Source organism: Streptomyces sp. NBC_00354 (genome assembly GCF_036106915.1).
In the GTDB taxonomy this organism is placed as follows: domain Bacteria; phylum Actinomycetota; class Actinomycetes; order Streptomycetales; family Streptomycetaceae; genus Streptomyces.
In genome coordinates this window covers 4,101,334-4,115,898 of record NZ_CP107983.1, presented here as the reverse complement: position 1 = coordinate 4,115,898, position 14,565 = coordinate 4,101,334, and the positions used below count along the sequence as shown (strand labels likewise).

Below are 14,565 nucleotides of genomic sequence, written 5' to 3'. Positions count from 1 at the left end.
TTGACTCACATTTCCTGAGCGATGCGGTGAATGAATTTACGCGACGCCTCGGTTCCGAGAGAGATCGACTTGATTGATTCGAGTAGCTCTCGGTACCGGGCGAGTTGCGGTTCGGCGTCCAGAAAGCCGCTATCGAAAGCGCTGTCGATCTGAACTGTGTCGAGCGCCGGAATGGTCGCTCCGGCGTAGAGGATGGAATGGACTGATCCGGTGATCTGGCGCTCGAATGGAATGACGTGAATTTTCACGGACGGCCACTCCGAGACCTCGCAGAGAAATGCGAGCTGCTCCCTCATGGTTGAGGCGTCGCAGTACCGCATGCGCAGGGCTGCCTCGTGAATGAACGCCGTGAACGGTGTTGGGTTGGGCCGATCAAAGATGATGCGGCGTCGCATGCGGTGCTCGACGCGAGTGCTCACCTCGCTTGCCGCGAGGTCGGAGACACCGCTACGAATAAGCCCTCCTGCGTACGCTTCAGTCTGGATCTGACCAGGAATGTGAAGCATCTGAATGATGTCAAGGGATGAGGCCCAGAATTCTAGCTCGGCAACGTCCAAGAATCCCGGGGAGAGTATGCCGCGGTAGTCATCCCACCACCCCTTCGAGCGCTCCTCTGCCATTCTCGCGAGAGCGTCGATAAGGTAGCGATCCGTTGCTCCGTAGTGGGCTGCGAGACGCCGAACTCGTTCGTCACTGACGCCGTATCGACCGGATTCGATGTGGCTGATCTGGGCGCGTTCACCGCCCAGGAACGCGGCAGCGGTGGCTCCGTTCATGCCAGCGCGCTCGCGCAGTTTGCGCAGCTCGGCGCCCAGCCTCTTCTGCCGGGCGGTTGGGTAGCTCCTCGGCGGCATTGCCCTCCCTCTCTTCCGCGTATGAGTGTGCCGTCCCGACGGCGTCGCGGTCCACCCGTCTTGATGCGACGGCCGTCCCACTGTTGCGCCGTCCCTATGTTGTGCCCTAGCTTCGAGGCGGCGCCTCACTGCGTGCGGCGGTCCGAAGTGCAGCCACCTGTACGCCTGTTGAGGGCGCCCCGGGGATGGTGGTCAGGGACACGGACCGTTGCCCACACGCGCCCCGACCGCGTTGGGAGACGACGAGATGACAACTAGCGCTTTACCTCCTGCACCCCCGCCCGACCTGGGGGTTAGCTACAGGTTCGTTGCGCCCCGTGCAGCGACGACGCCGAGGATTCTTCGCGACCTAGTGGCCGTGCTGGTGATTGCCTTCGGGCACGAGGACATTGCCGAGCAGCTTCGGGTGTGCGTGTCCGAGGTGGTCACGAATGCCTACCAGCACACGCGTACCGCCCTGATCACCGTAGACGTCTCCCTTGGCTCAACCGGGGTCACTGTTTGGGTGAACGACGATCGCCCCGAGTGGCTACCCCGGCCGCCCCGCACCGCGCCACCGTGGCGAGCAGAGCACGGCCGCGGTCTGCTCCTCCTGTCGCGGCTTGCAGACCGATGGGACGTCAGCACCAACGGCACCGGTACGAAGCGGCTCGGATTCAGCATCGACTACGAGGGGGCGGCGTGAAGATCGAACGGCCCATCGGGGCTGTCTTCCGCCCCGGGGCGGTCAGTGGCGAGCCCGTCTTGTGGCTTGTCGACGGCAGGAATATTCCGGTCTGCGAGGTGCCCGAGGCGGACGCGCGCAGCCTGCTGTTTGAACTCGCCGAGCTGTTCGGCAAGTCCATCTGTGACCACGGTGCAGTGAGCGAGGTAGCCGAGTGATGTTCACCCCTGTGATCGTCGGTTGGATCTCGATCGCCGTGAGCCTTGGTCTGCTCGTCCTCGTATGGGTGTGGGCCTCGATGCCGAGTGCTCGGCGCGCGGTGACGCCGGCGCCGGATCGCCCCGGACGCAAGTACCGCTGCTACTGCTGGAAAGAGCCCGTACTCGTGCTCGTCGAGGCGCATGTGCCACCGGACGCCGAGGCGTCGCCGGTTGGGCGTAGGCGACACGCGAGGCCATCCAGCACAGACCACGCCGCCCGCCCGGATAGTGCCTCCCACGCGGGGGCGGGCGGCGGTGGAAGGGGAGCACATCCCGTGCACGCGGTCGCCTAGATCGCCTGCACGGTGATTCCCGAGCAGGGGGCCCTCGACGAGTGCACCGTCGAGGGCCCCCCTGCTTTTGCCTGCCAAACGAAAAGAGCGCCCCCGCCACCGGCCACGAGGCCGGGGCGGGGGCGTGTCGCGTTCAGTGGGCGGCGGTCTGCCAGAGGGTGAGGGCGAGGCCGATCACGGCCACGAGGGCGAGCACGCTCGGGAGCGGCCACCGGGACTTTTCGAGTGCGTCGAGTCGGGCCTCGTGGTCGGCGAGCTGCCGGTCGACCTGGTCAGACCGCTGCACGAGCAGGGCGAGGCTACCGTCGATGCGGGCGAACCCTGCCTCGACGACGCCGCGCAGCCTTTCCAGTTCGAGGGCGACGTCGGACGGGGAAGGGTCGGTCACGGGCGCCCCTGCCGGTCGAGGGCGAGCAGCTCGGCGTCGCGGTCGGGGGCGGCGCGCAGCCATGCGGGCAGCAGGGCCTCGACCACGGGCAGGGCCATGACGCGGGTTACGCCGCCCGCGACGGCGAGGGCCAGGCCGACGCCGGCGGCGGCCTGCGGGATGCCCGCGGCGTCGATGATCAGGGGGAGTCCGGCGGCGAGGGCGAGCACGGTCTGCACGACGGTGCGCAGGGTGCGGCGGGAAGCGTCAGTCATGGGGATTCCTTATCCACAGGGTGGGGACGGCCCGCCCGCGGTTGCGGGCGGGCCAAGGGCGCGGGGGATCAGACCTTGGGGACCTTGAGCGCGGCCCACGAGGTCGGGCCCGGCCATCCGTCGGCGTCGTCGCCGGAGTAGCCGAGGTGGCGCTGCCACCGGGCGTAGCTCTGCCTGTCGCTCTCGGTCCACTGGGGGCCGGGGCCCTCGCGGTAGGCCGAGCAGCCCTCGGCGACGAGGCGCCGACCCATGGCGGTTACGACAGCCGAGCGGGGCGACCGCTTGAACCATGCGACCCCGGGGAACGGTTCGAACTGCTGCGCCGGGGTGCCGCCCCCGCCACCGGGGCGCGGGGCGCCGCGCTGCACCCATGCGTACAGGGGGCCGCCGGGGCACGCGGTCGGGTGTCCGTCACGGTGTCCCTTGATCTCGGGTCCGGCGTCGCCCTCGGCACGCAGGTAGTCGATTGCGTCCCGCAGGCCGGCGAGCTGTGCGTCGGTCGGCTCGGTGAGACCTGCGGACCCGAGCAGCGCGCACACTGCGTAGTGCTGCGAGTTGAGCGCCGCCGTGCCGTTGGCGCCGGTCTTGCGGTGCGCGCCGCGGCCCTCGAACACGCTGCCGTGCGGGCAAACGAGCAGGTTGTATGCGATGTCGCTGTAATCCTCGTCGTCGTCCGCGAGGTGGCTCGCCTGTATCGACCGGACCCGCGCTGCGCACTGTCCGTGCGCGTCCGCGGCGGCGAGGGACGGGGGTACGAACGTCCCCTCGTAGTGCACCTTCACCCCACGGGTGTCGGCGATGTAGGCGAGCTTGTACCGGCTCGGTCGAGCGCCCCACTGGGCGCGGCTGATGAACTGCAAGGGTCCTCCGGACATGAAAAAAGCCCCCATGGTGGGGGCTGCGGGTAAAGGGAGCGGGGCGGGTCTACCGGCGGGCGACCTCGGCCGTGGTCTCGGTGATCAGCTCGCCGACCACGTGCACGAATCGGGCAGGCAGCGCGGCGACCGCGGCGGTCAGTGCGGCGGTGAGCACGCTCTCGCGCTCGGCATCGGTCAGGCCGTCGTACGGGGTAACGCCGACACGGTCGGTGAACTGGACGTCGAGGTACGGGGCGATCTTCGATTCGTCGCTGCTGATCGCGGTCTTGAGGGTGGCGGCGCTGATGGTCATCGAAGGTGTCTCCTTGGGGGTTAGCTGACTGCGGCCCAAATGGCGTTGGCGTCGTAGGTAAGGGCCGAGGCGGGGGTGAAATTGGCGGGCAGGCTGGTCTGCCCGGTGGCGGTGAGCCGTGCCGCGCGGCGGAAGGCGCCCGGCATGGCGGCGGCGCCCGCGGGGCTCGTGCCGAGGTTGGCGCCGCGCGCGAGTACGGGCCCGTTGTAGGGGCTCGCGGTCTGCCCGTTGGTGACGATGGCGACCCAGTAGTTACCGGCGGGCGCCGAGTACGGCGAGGCCAAGGGACAAACCACCGTCGAGCCCTCGTTCGCGGTGAAGATCGTCGAGAGCGCGGCCGTCACGCCGACGCGGACCCCGGCGGCGCTGTAGAGGCCGGCGAAGCTGGTCGCGGCCAGTGTCCCGCCCCCGTACCCGCAGGAGTAGAAGCACACGTTCGTCACGGTGGTGGGCACGCGCAGGGTGATCCCGCACAGGTAGACGTATCCGGCGAGCAGGTTCTGCCCGCTGTTGGACACGGCAGGGTCGAACGCCCAACCGCTGAATCCGAGATCGGTCGGAAGCCAGGACCCCCCGCCCAACGCGTCTACGTAGCTCTTGCGGGCGAGGTGAGTGTCGGCGGTCGGCGCGACGCTCGACGAGGGGACGCTGCTGAAAACCTTGGCGCCCGCGATGGTCTGCGCTCCGGTGAGGAGTACCGCCGTGCCCGTGGGCTGCGCGCCAACGTCCGCGGCGACGAGGCTGATTGCGGTTCCCGTCTTACCGGCGACGGTGATCACGACGTCGGGGCCGGCGCTCCCGTTCACCGTGGATACCGAGCCTGAGCCCGGGTCACCCTTCGGGCCCTGTGGCCCGGGTACCGTGCTGGCGGGGCCGGTGTCGCCCTTCGGGCCCTGCGGTCCGGGTACGGTGCTGGCCGCGCCGGTCGCTCCGACGGGGCCACGCAGGTTCCCCACGGCCGTACCCCACCCGGACGCGCCGCGCTGCCACAGGTCGCCGGTATCGGTGCGCAGCAGCAAGTCACCCGGCCGGGTGCCCGTGCTCGGCGTGCTCGCCGTGTTGACGTACCAGGCTGCGCCGCGGATGTCGCCGCCGAGCTGCGCCCATGCTCCGGTAGTGCGCTGCCACGTCGAGACGGTGGTCGAGGTGACGCCGAGGACCGTCGAGGATTCGTAGCGCACGTAGAGGTCGCCGTCGACGCCGAGGCCGACCGCGGGCGCGGCGGCGCCGCTGTAGATCCGCGACCCCGGGGGGCCGGTCTGCCCGCGCTCGCCCTGCGGGCCCGGTACGCCAACATAGTTGGGCTTCGCCGGGTCGGTCGGGGCGATGTCGGCGAGGTCGACCTCGGGCTGCGCCCGGGGCAACAGCACGTTGTACGAGCGGCCGAGCGGGATTCCGCCAAGCTGCTCGGTCACCATGTACGCCCACCCGATCGGGTCCATGTCGGGTGAGTCCGTGGCGGGCAGGGTGACCTCGACCCCTCCCTGCGCGTCGAGAGGGACGCTCACCGGTCCGCCGAGAATGACGTCGGCCTGCGGGAAAGTCAGGGTCGCGGGTGCCCGGAAAACGAGAGCCCCCGACAACGGCGTGCCGTCGGGGGCCAGGAAGCGACCGCGTACGGTCACGGTGGGTATGGACGGGGGCAGCAGGGCGCAACCTCCTTAGTCGTCGATGGTCCGCAGGCCCTGCTCGGGCTGTGGCATTCGCGCGGCGGGCGGCGGGGATACGGCGGCAGCCGCGGCCGGGGGCGTGCGGTTGGGAAGGCTCGGCGCTTCACTGGGGTTGAAGGTGTGTCGGCCCCACGCGTAGAACAGCCGCGTCTCGATGTCGCGGTTCGGCTGCTGGTTGCGGTGCTCGATCGTCCAGTCGACCCACTGCATGTACTCGATGCCGTGCATGGGCTGCTGAATCTCGCGGTTCGTCCATGTGCCGGCCGGGCAGTCGTATTCGGCGAGGGTGACGGGGGGCATGCCGTCGGGTTCCATGATCACCCTGACCTGTCCCCCGCCGGTGCCGGCGTAGGTGCTGAGGCCGATGTGCGCGACGGCGTGCGTTGCGGGCCCGGTGCCCCACCACGCCGTTTCCCATTGGGTCGAGGCTGTGTGCTGTCGTTCGGTGGGGTGGAGCTGAATGGGGAGCAGGGGGCGGCCGAGGAAGCGGTCGGACCATGCGTCATCCATCATGAGCACCTTGTCGGGGGCGTCCTTGTCCCTCGACCACACGCGGATCATCTGATCGTCTTCGAGGATGTCGTCGCCGACGGTCAGGGCTCGGGTGCCGTCGGCGCGACGGAGGAAGAGCCCCCAGTCCCCTTGCGGGGTCTGGCCGACTTTCAGGGTCACGACGCCTTCGGGTGTCTGGGCAATGAGCTGTCCGCCCTCGCCGATGCGGATGTCGCCGTGCAGAATCTGATCGAGGGCGGGCCTCATCTGGGCGCGGCCGGTCAGCTCGCGCACCTTGCGTTCGAGTTCGCGGATGCGGTCGAGCAGGTCGAGGGGGATCGCTGCCATCAGGCGGCCTCCAGGAGAAGTTTCGCGGTCTCGGGTCGACCGCGTAGGGGTGGATTGACGACCAGGCCGACGACGCGATACCGGCGGTCGAGCCCCTCGGCCCACCAGTCATCCCGGATGCGCACGCGGACGGTGGCGCCGAGGAGTGCGGGCGAGAGCGGAACTCGGTCGAGGGCGACGGTCACCTCGGGAATCGGCCGCGGGTCGGTGGCGGCGGCCAGGTCGGCGCGCGCGTGCGCGGCAAGGGTGGCCGGCTCGGTCACGGTGGAATAGTCCGAGGTGCCGTCGAGGCGCGGCCATCCGGCGGCGAGCTGCTGCTCGTCGACGAGTAGCTCGGTCATCAGGGGCAGGCTCTCGGCGGTCTGGTTCCGGTTGTCCGAGGCGCCCCTGCTCTGCCAGGTGTTGGCGCGCACGGTCGCGTCGATGGGCCACCCGTAGGAGAGGATCGGGCCCGGGTGGTCGAGAACGATCTCTGTCTCGCCCGTGCGGATCACGGGCGCCCCGAGTTGAAGCTGTTTGATCCGCCGGCCGCTGGTCGGGTCGCGGTGGCTCGCGATCCGCCACTCGAAACCCCCTTCGGTCGAACCAAGTTGGTCGATGACCTCGCGTATGCGCGGTTGGTCGTAGCGGCGGTACGTGCGGTCGCGGAGGGTCCCCGAGAGCTGCTCGTCGTCCCACTCGATCCCGATGTCGCCGCCCGCCAGTTCGGCGGAGTAGGCGAGCAGGCCACGCACGATGTCGAACTGATCGACGGCGGTCGCCTGTTGGGTGTGGAGGATCGCTCTGTGGTCGAGGTAGGACGCCCATCCGGCGGCTTGAATCCGCAGGCCGAGCCGCCCTCGTTCATTGCTCGTGAGATCGGCTGTCCACGGGATGCCGCCCCACCAGATTTCGCGACCGCGCTCGATCCACATCGCGGTTCGGCCGGTTTCGAGGGCGGCACGGGCACGGGCGGCGAGCTGCCGGTTCGGCAGGGGCACGGTCGCCGAGGCAGTACCGATCTTGCCGATGTAGTCGTCGAGCGACACGTCGCTCACGGGCAGGATGTCGAGCACCTGATCGGTTCGCAGGTCGCACAGGATGACCCGGTACGCGGGAGCGATCACCTGATCACCCCCTATCCGTCGAGTGGGTAGATCAGCCCCGACAGGGCGGCCCATGTGGTCAAGCCGGCACTACCGACGAGACGGAGATGCCCGTTCGTCTGGCAGTCGACCTTGATCGGTACGCCACCCGCGGCGATCGACGCCGAAGTGAGCAGCGCCGGACGGACCGCAGCCGGGAGCGGCGCGGCAAGCGGCTGACCACTGGCGGGCGGCGCGGCGTTGGTCGTCCACGACACGCCCCCGCGCCATTGCAGGTGGGGAACGCCGCCGAGCGTGATCGCCCGGTACCGCAAGGGGCCTTGGCTGTTACCGCCGTTGGTGTAACCGGCGGCGAGGGCGGGCGAGGTCCACCCGATGACCGGGTCGAGGGTCTGCCACGCCGAGCCGTCCCACCGATCGAGGCCGATCCCGTTGTCGCGGTACTGACCCACGTAGGCGCCGGCGAAGCTGAGCCCCCACCCTCGGGGGATGATCCCGCCGTATGCGGAGGTGTAGCGGCGGCGGTCGGCGAGTGCGCTCGCCCAGGTGATCCCGCCGGTACCGGCCGAGGTGCCGGCGGGAACGGTGATCTCCCACAGGCGCAGGGTCGCCGCAGGCAGGTTCGGGGCGACGGGGGTCGCGGTGGCGGCGCCTTGGAGGATCTCGACTCGGGCGACGGTCTGCCCGCTCGTGTCGTACAAGGAGTCGTAGACGCGCAGCACCACGGCGTCGATGCGCCCGTACTGCGCGTGTCCGTCGGCGATGGTGAGGGTCTCCGGCGCCGTGACGGCGACCGGGTAGGCGCCTTGGACGTCGGTGCCCTGTACGAGGGCGCGGCCGACGGCGATCTGCACCTGCATGGCGGCGATCCCCGTCGCAGCGAGGGCGGTCCCGCCGGCGATCACGCCGTCGCGGGAGACCATCGCGGACTCGGGTGCCATGACCCCCAGTGGCGCAAGTCGTGTGTCTTCGCGGGTCTGTCCTGCGGGGAGCAGCCATCCGGCACGGACGGTCAAAGGGTCCTCCTTACCAGTGGGCGGAGCGCCATCGGATCGAGCACGAGGCGCGGGGGTCGGCGCTGCCGGGCGCCGCGCGGAACAGAAGCGAGGTCGTACCGGACGGGAGCACGAACAGGTTCTCGGGCGTGCTGCGCGCGGTCGCGGTGTAGAGCCGCGCCGCGGTCCGGTTGAGCGTGACCGTTCCGGCGGCGGCGTCGATGATCAGCTCGTCGTCGGCGGCGAGGTCGAGGTCGTACTCGATCGCCTCGCCCGTCGCGATGTTGGTCACGGAGGGAAGAGAGACCGGGCCCCGGATCGAGATCACAGGATGGCTCGGCGCGTCCCCTTCGTTGACGGTGAGCAGCGAGCCGGTACTGCCCGGGGTACCGAATCCGATCGGGTAGAGGAGCCGTTCCGGGCCCGGGGTCACCTGCCAGTCGAGCCCCGGCTCGGCCGCCGGTAGCCGGGCCTCGACCTGCTGCTCGACGAGGCTGTATCGACGCGGGTCGCTCGCCTCGAACTGGAGCGCCGCCCCCTGCACCAGGCCGAGCGCGTACCCGCCCACTCCGACGGGGATCGAGCGGCGCATGCAGCGGGCGAACACGAGCAGGGGCGGCTCGTCGTCGAGCTGCACGACGAGCGGCTGCTCGTCGTCGCGGAGCGCGGTCGCCGTGCGCAGGGTGCGCACGGCGGCACCCATCTGGCGCGGCTCGGTACGGATCACCATGTCGTCGAGAGTGATCGTCCGCGGCTGTGCCAGCAGCCGGCCGGGGTAGGCGCCGTGGCCGTCGGACCGGTTGACGCTGCCCGAGTCGATGCCGGGGGAGTCCTCCCAACCGTCGAGGGTCCGCCACCGGTAGGGGGTGTGAGGGCCGAGCAGCAGCTCGCCGAACTGGACGTGTCCGGGGATGCCGACGAGGTCGCCCGCGGCCATCATCACCCCCTGCCCTTGGCGTGCCAGGCGAGCGCCGCCGCGGTCTGATCCGCGGTCGCGCTGCCTGCGTGCCAGTTCTCGATGTGGACGGCCGGACCGCCCGAGCCCCAACCCCCGCCCGCGCCCGCGCTGTTGGCGGTGGCGCCTGCGGCGGCGAACTGCGGGGCGGGCACGGTGACGAGTCGGCGCATGGTGCGGTCGATCGCGGGGGCACCTGCTTTGATGCCCTCGACGATTCCCGCGGGAATGAACTTTCCGATCTTGTCTCGCATGAGGCGCGACGGAGAGTGAATTCCGAGCGCCTTGGCGATCGGCCCCGGGATCAGATTTTTGGCCCAAGACATGAGGGTCGACCGCAGCCAACTTCCCATGGCCCTAATGCCGTTCCACAATCCGGTGACCAGATCTCGGCCCTTGTCGTAGAGCATCGAGCCGAAATTGCCGAAGTAGCCGGATATCATTCCGGGCAGTCCGCGCACCCAATCCAGCATTTCGCCGGCCTTGCGAACGGTTCCGCTCTTGATGGAATCCCAGTGCTTGATAATGAGGCCGACGAGCGTCCAGTTCAGGAAGAAGTCGATGATGCGCCCCGGGATTCCCTTGACCCAATCCACGGTGGCGTTCCACGCGTTGACCGTTCCCGACTTGATTGAATCCCAATGCTTGATGATCAGGCCGACGAGCGTCCAGTTCAGGAAGAAATCGAGGATTGCCTGACCGACCCACTTGAGTTTTCCCCACACCCAATCCCAAGCGGCCGACGTCGCCGAAACGATCGTGTCCCAGTTGGCGACGACAAGCGCGACGATGCCGACTACCGCGGCGATGATCAGCCCTACCGGGCCCATCGCGAGAAGCCAGGCAGCGGCCATCCGCGCGCCTTGAATTAGGGATTGCGTGCCCATGAGGACCCATGCGCCGACCACCCGCAGCGCCGCAGCAGCCGCGCCCGCGCCCTGCGAGAGCCATCCGGCGAGCATCATCACGTTGAGCGCGACGAACCGCGCCGCGGCTACGACGCCAGCCGCGGTCTGCGTGGCCCATCCGGTGACAACGGCGGTGGTCGTGGTCCATGCGGTGATTCCGAGCGCGACGAGCGTCGGAATCATCAGGATCGTGATCACGCCGGCGGCGATCGAGAGCGCCGTCGAGTGCTCGGAGATCCACCCGACGGACGCGCGCAGCGCGCCGCCGAGGCCACCCTCGCCGATGAAATCTGCGGCCTTTTCGAGGGCGGGTACAACGTGATTTCCGAGGACGGTAACGACTTTGTCGATTGCCGCCCGCTTGAATACCTCGAATTTCGTTGCGGCATTATCGCGCATTGCGTCGCCCGCCGCGTCCGTCGCGCCCTTGACGTTTCCGAGAGCGGCGACGGCGGTCTTAGGGTCGAGCTTAAAAAGCGCGGATTGCAGATCCTCAGCCTTGGTGCCGAACAGGGCGACCGCGGTTGCATTCCGTTCGGCAGGGTCCTTGATTGCCTTGATGCGGGTAAGGACTTCCCCGAGAGCCTTTGATGCCTCGGGTCCACCCTTGGTGAAAGTCTTCGCCATCGTGTCCGCGTTGAGGCCGATAGCCTGGAAAGCTTCCACGCTTCCCTTGCTCATGTCCTTCGAGCGGATCGCGAATTCCTTCAAGGCGTCGCCGACGGTGTCGGCATCGCGTGCGCCCCCTTGCAGACCCTGCTGCATCAGGCCCATTGCGGTCTGTGCGTCGAGCCCCAAATCCTTGAACTGGATCGGGTATTCAGAGAATGTGTCGAGGAGATCCTCGGCCGCGTTGGTGCCCGACTGGCTGCCCTTTACTAGGACGTCCATTGCCTCTTCGGCGTTTTTCGCGATGCCGGATTTCAGCATCACGCCGACCGCGCGCGAGACTTTCCCGACGTCCTCACCCAGGACCGAGGCCGTGTCCGAGACACGCGTCGCCATGTCCTTGATCTGGCTCTGCGTCGCCTCGGGCGGTAGCAGGCCCTGCTGCGCGATCCCCTTCAGGATGTCGGCGCCGTCGGCGACCGACTCGACGATCGCGCCCGAGTACAGCGCGCCGGCTACCTTGCCGTACTCCTTGGCGACGGGGCCCGAGGTGCCGAGCTGCGCCTGTAGCTTTCCGGCGACCTTGCCGCGGTCCATGGCTTCGGCGATGCCGCCCATGAGCGCGGTACCGATCGCCCCGCCAACTGCCGCGGCGGCGAAACCTTTCAGCGCGGCCCCCATGCCGGAGGACGCGCGCTCGCCGCCGTCGGCCGCGCCCTCGGCGAGACCGTCGCCGAGGGCGTCGCCCGCTTCCTGCCCTGCTCGGTCGGCCGCGGCGGCGATCTGATCGCCGCCCGCCTGCACTGCGGCGCGGGCGCGGGCCATGCCGGCATCTGCGCCCGAGTCGTCGATCGTGATCGTGGCGGCAAGCTCGCCAACCATGAGGGCCACGGGTGGTCACCTCCTGGCGGTCGTCCCTCCCGTGGGGGAGGAGTCAGGCGGAGGGGTGAGCACCCGGGCGAGGCGAGACTCGGCCGAGAGAAGAGCGAGGATGCGCACGCGCAGCCACCGCCAGGACCGGGCTTGCAACAGCCCGGGAGTGCTGAGGTCGATCCCGTAGACCTCGTGCAGGTCGGCCTCGACGAGCGGCCACTCGGCGAGGATCGCGGCCCATGTCAGTGACGCTTGCGGGCCTTCTTGCCCGCGCCGCGGGCGTGATCCTTCGGGCCACTCGTACCACTCGAAGAGCCCCGAGACCGGGTCGAGTTCGCCGCACCCGACTGGCTGCGGCGGTCCGCTCGGTTCGGGGCCAGGCGAGAAGGGTCGCCGGCCGCGGTCCAGTACCGCTCTGCGGCGGTCTTGTCCTGAGCGATCCACACCATGGCGGTGATCGCGGCGTGCTTGAGGGTCGGCCACTTCACGCCGTCGGCGATCATCTCGTCGTGAGCGGGGCCGAGTACGTCTCGGTAGAGGTCGCGCTCGGCGGCGTCGCCGAGCACCTGCTCGTCGGCGCGTCCGCCGTCCGCGGCGACCGCGGCGGCGTGGATGAGGGCCTGTGTCCGCAGGCCGATCTCGGCCGACGGGGCGGGCACGGTGTAGAGGCGGCCGGCCACCGGTAGCTCGATCGATTCGTCGAGCAGCTCGCCCAGTTCCTCGAACGCCACTACGCGTCACCCCCCTTGGCGGCGAAAGTCCCGCCACCGGCCGCGGGGTTGGTGATCTCGGCGAGCGGGCCGGATCCGGTAAGCGTGATCTTGATCGTGTCGACTTCATCCGGGCCCCCGCCGTCGGGCTCCCACGTCACCAGGGCGAGGCCCTGCTGCGCGTCCGGGGCGCCGTTGCGGTCGTAGTAGCGGATGTTCACGTACGACTTGGCGCCGAACGAACGGGACGCCTTCCGCAGGGCTTCCTGCGCCGCGTTGAAAACCCCGGTCACGGGGTGGGCGCGGTGCGCGATCGTGGTCTCGATCGACCACGCGAGCATGGTCACAGCCTGCTCGGCCCACCCGTCGGCGTCGTAGGTGGTCACCTCCTGCTGAGTCGGTTCGATCTTCGGCGTGAACTCGGTGACTCCGGGGACCAAGGCCCACGCGGGGGTACCGGGCGTCGTGCTCATATCCAGTTCGAGGCGGTAGCGGCGGGCGAGCGCGGTTACGGTCTCGGCCGGGGGCGTCGGGGTGCTCAAGGCGCCTCCTATTCGAGGTGGGGGTGCGCCCGGTGGGCGCGGGCGTAGTAGTTGGCGGACCGCTCCCAGCGGCCCGAGGCGTCGGCGCCGATCGGGGCGGCCGAGACGCGGTAGACGAGCTGCACCCGGACCGAGCCGAGCAAGTGCGGGCCGCTGCCGTGCAGCACCTCGTGCACCTGGTCGTCGAGGGCGTCGACCTCGCGGGGGTCGGCCCCCGCGCGGGTGCGCGCCTGAATCCCGGTGGTCGTGTCGGTGAGCACGGGGGAGTCGGTGACCGGGTAGGCGGCGAGGCAGATCACGCGGTCGGGGACCGGGGGAAGTGCGGCGATGGTGATCGCGGTCTCGCCCGCGGAGTACACGCCGTCGGGGCGGTAGATGCCGACGCCGGCGGAGTGCAGCAGGCGGGCGAGACCGTCGAGCAGGTCGACGGTGTAGGTCATCGCAGCGCGCGCCGAATCTGCGCGGCGATCAGTTCCTGCACGGCGCCCGCGGTCTCGGGCAGCACGCTCTCGACGTACTTCGCGGAGCGGCCGGGGGAGTGCCGGGCGGTCATGTCCTCGTGGACCCTGCGCGCGTATGGGGTGTCGTAGGAGACGGCGGCGGTCATGGTGGCCTCGTCGACCGAGGTCGCCCCGGAGCGTTCGAGGGTGCCCTCGGCGATCGGTACGCGCTGCCTGCTCGCGCCGAGTACGTGCTCGGCGCCGAGCAGCAGTCCGCGCACCGCGGCCTGCCGGATCGCCGCGGTGGCGACGTCGCCGGTCCAGCGCAGGCGGGCGCGGCTCACTCGGTCATCACCTCCGTGGATGTGGGGACCGGTAGGCCGGGGGCGGTGTGGCCCGTGGAAACGAGGGCGGTCGTGATCCGTCCGTCGGGCAGGGTGACCCGCGATCCGGGCGGGCAGTCCAGACCGGGCGCGGCGATGATCTGCGCGGTACTCGTGACGGCTCGGCCGTCGGCCGCACGGATCATGCGGACGGTGTGACTGACGAGGGCGGGGTGCACGACGAGCGGCCCGTATGCCGGGCCGTACGCGCCGTCGCCGAGGTACGGCTCGACGCCGATCCGGTGTCGGAGCAGGGACGGCGGGACGCGGGTCACCATGCGGCCACCCACCCCGGGGTAAGCCCTGCTCGGCGCAGCTCTCGGGCCGCGCGCGGGGCGAGTTCGACGCCGCTCGCGCCCGGGGTCGAGGCGGTGCGCCCCGAGAGGGACACGGGGCCGATCGAGACCGAGTCCCATCGGCCCTGCGCACCGGTGCCGTCGTCGCCGGCGGCGACCCAGTACTCGACCTGCGCGCAGCTCGCCGCGGCCAGAGCGGCGGCGATCTGCGCGTCGAGCGGGTCGCCGTCCTCGTCGACGGGATAGACGGCGGTGAGCAGGGCCGAGTCGATGTCCTCGCCGGCTCGGGCGAGCAGCCGTTCGGCGTCGGGCGGCGCGGGTTGTCCGGTGTAGGTGGCGAGCTGCTCGGGGGTCGCGTACGGCTGTCGCGCCACGA

Annotated in this window: 19 protein-coding genes; 2 read left to right on the top strand and 17 right to left on the bottom strand. The window is 69.9% G+C overall.

Going from position 1 to position 14,565, the window contains the following annotated elements; genetic code table 11:
* Positions 1-5: 5 nt before the first annotated feature.
* Positions 6-854 (bottom strand): helix-turn-helix domain-containing protein, encoded by an 849-nt coding sequence (locus OHT74_RS18615; protein ID WP_328620823.1) that lies wholly within the window; start codon positions 852-854, stop codon positions 6-8.
* Between the two features lie 247 nt (positions 855-1,101).
* Here OHT74_RS18615 and OHT74_RS18610 point away from each other — a divergent pair, with 247 nt between their 5' ends.
* Together OHT74_RS18610 and OHT74_RS18605 are read left to right on the top strand one after the other, a co-directional pair.
* Positions 1,102-1,539: an ATP-binding protein gene (locus tag OHT74_RS18610; RefSeq protein ID WP_328620822.1), complete on the top strand. Its 438-nt coding sequence runs from the start codon at positions 1,102-1,104 to the stop codon at positions 1,537-1,539.
* A complete protein-coding gene (locus tag OHT74_RS18605) occupies positions 1,536-1,736 on the top strand; it encodes a hypothetical protein (protein WP_328620821.1) in 201 nt (66 codons plus the stop codon). Before OHT74_RS18610 ends, OHT74_RS18605 begins: the two co-directional genes overlap by 4 nt.
* 468 nt (positions 1,737-2,204) lie before the next feature.
* Here OHT74_RS18605 and OHT74_RS18600 read toward each other — a convergent pair whose 3' ends face one another.
* The 16 genes from OHT74_RS18600 to OHT74_RS18525 all read right to left on the bottom strand — a co-directional run bounded on the left by OHT74_RS18600 (position 2,205) and on the right by OHT74_RS18525 (position 14,563).
* Entirely contained in the window at positions 2,205-2,459 is a 255-nt protein-coding gene (locus OHT74_RS18600) for a hypothetical protein (RefSeq protein ID WP_215021421.1), read from the bottom strand.
* Positions 2,456-2,713, bottom strand: a complete 258-nt coding sequence (locus OHT74_RS18595; RefSeq protein WP_328620820.1) for a hypothetical protein — start codon at positions 2,711-2,713, stop codon at positions 2,456-2,458. The genes OHT74_RS18600 and OHT74_RS18595 overlap by 4 nt, the downstream gene beginning before the upstream one ends.
* 68 nt (positions 2,714-2,781) lie before the next feature.
* The gene (locus OHT74_RS18590; RefSeq protein ID WP_328620819.1) at positions 2,782-3,588 is read right to left on the bottom strand and encodes a peptidoglycan-binding protein; all 807 of its coding nucleotides are present in this window, start codon (positions 3,586-3,588) and stop codon (positions 2,782-2,784) included.
* Between the two features lie 49 nt (positions 3,589-3,637).
* Positions 3,638-3,883, bottom strand: a complete 246-nt coding sequence (locus OHT74_RS18585) for a hypothetical protein (protein ID WP_328620818.1) — start codon at positions 3,881-3,883, stop codon at positions 3,638-3,640.
* A gap of 20 nt (positions 3,884-3,903) precedes the next feature.
* On the bottom strand, positions 3,904-5,508 hold the full coding sequence (locus OHT74_RS18580; RefSeq protein ID WP_328620817.1) for a phage tail protein: 1,605 nt from the start codon (positions 5,506-5,508) through the stop codon (positions 3,904-3,906).
* Positions 5,509-5,544: 36 nt separating this feature from the next.
* Positions 5,545-6,393, bottom strand: a complete 849-nt coding sequence (locus OHT74_RS18575; RefSeq protein WP_328620816.1) for a hypothetical protein — start codon at positions 6,391-6,393, stop codon at positions 5,545-5,547.
* Positions 6,393-7,499 (bottom strand): hypothetical protein, encoded by a 1,107-nt coding sequence (locus OHT74_RS18570; protein ID WP_328620815.1) that lies wholly within the window; start codon positions 7,497-7,499, stop codon positions 6,393-6,395. Before OHT74_RS18570 ends, OHT74_RS18575 begins: the two co-directional genes overlap by 1 nt.
* An 11-nt stretch (positions 7,500-7,510) precedes the next feature.
* A complete protein-coding gene (locus tag OHT74_RS18565) occupies positions 7,511-8,419 on the bottom strand; it encodes a hypothetical protein (protein ID WP_328620814.1) in 909 nt (302 codons plus the stop codon).
* An 85-nt stretch (positions 8,420-8,504) separates the two neighbouring features.
* Positions 8,505-9,413, bottom strand: coding sequence for a phage distal tail protein (locus OHT74_RS18560; protein ID WP_328623343.1), 909 nt, complete (start codon positions 9,411-9,413; stop codon positions 8,505-8,507).
* A complete protein-coding gene (locus OHT74_RS18555) occupies positions 9,413-11,827 on the bottom strand; it encodes a phage tail tape measure protein (RefSeq protein ID WP_328623342.1) in 2,415 nt (804 codons plus the stop codon). Before OHT74_RS18555 ends, OHT74_RS18560 begins: the two co-directional genes overlap by 1 nt.
* Before the next feature lie 233 nt (positions 11,828-12,060).
* Complete coding sequence (locus OHT74_RS18550) at positions 12,061-12,549, bottom strand: DUF7426 family protein (RefSeq protein WP_328620813.1); 489 nt, start codon at positions 12,547-12,549, stop codon at positions 12,061-12,063.
* Positions 12,549-13,070 carry a phage tail tube protein gene (locus tag OHT74_RS18545; RefSeq protein ID WP_328620812.1) on the bottom strand — a complete coding sequence of 174 codons (522 nt, stop codon included), beginning with the start codon at positions 13,068-13,070 and terminating at the stop codon, positions 12,549-12,551. The genes OHT74_RS18550 and OHT74_RS18545 overlap by 1 nt, the downstream gene beginning before the upstream one ends.
* A gap of 8 nt (positions 13,071-13,078) precedes the next feature.
* Positions 13,079-13,510 carry a minor capsid protein gene (locus tag OHT74_RS18540; RefSeq protein WP_328620811.1) on the bottom strand — a complete coding sequence of 144 codons (432 nt, stop codon included), beginning with the start codon at positions 13,508-13,510 and terminating at the stop codon, positions 13,079-13,081.
* Positions 13,507-13,854, bottom strand: a complete 348-nt coding sequence (locus tag OHT74_RS18535) for a hypothetical protein (RefSeq protein ID WP_328620810.1) — start codon at positions 13,852-13,854, stop codon at positions 13,507-13,509. The genes OHT74_RS18540 and OHT74_RS18535 overlap by 4 nt, the downstream gene beginning before the upstream one ends.
* On the bottom strand, positions 13,851-14,171 hold the full coding sequence (locus OHT74_RS18530; protein WP_328620809.1) for a hypothetical protein: 321 nt from the start codon (positions 14,169-14,171) through the stop codon (positions 13,851-13,853). The genes OHT74_RS18535 and OHT74_RS18530 overlap by 4 nt, the downstream gene beginning before the upstream one ends.
* Positions 14,165-14,563 (bottom strand): hypothetical protein, encoded by a 399-nt coding sequence (locus OHT74_RS18525; protein ID WP_328620808.1) that lies wholly within the window; start codon positions 14,561-14,563, stop codon positions 14,165-14,167. Before OHT74_RS18525 ends, OHT74_RS18530 begins: the two co-directional genes overlap by 7 nt.
* Positions 14,564-14,565 lie beyond the last annotated feature (2 nt).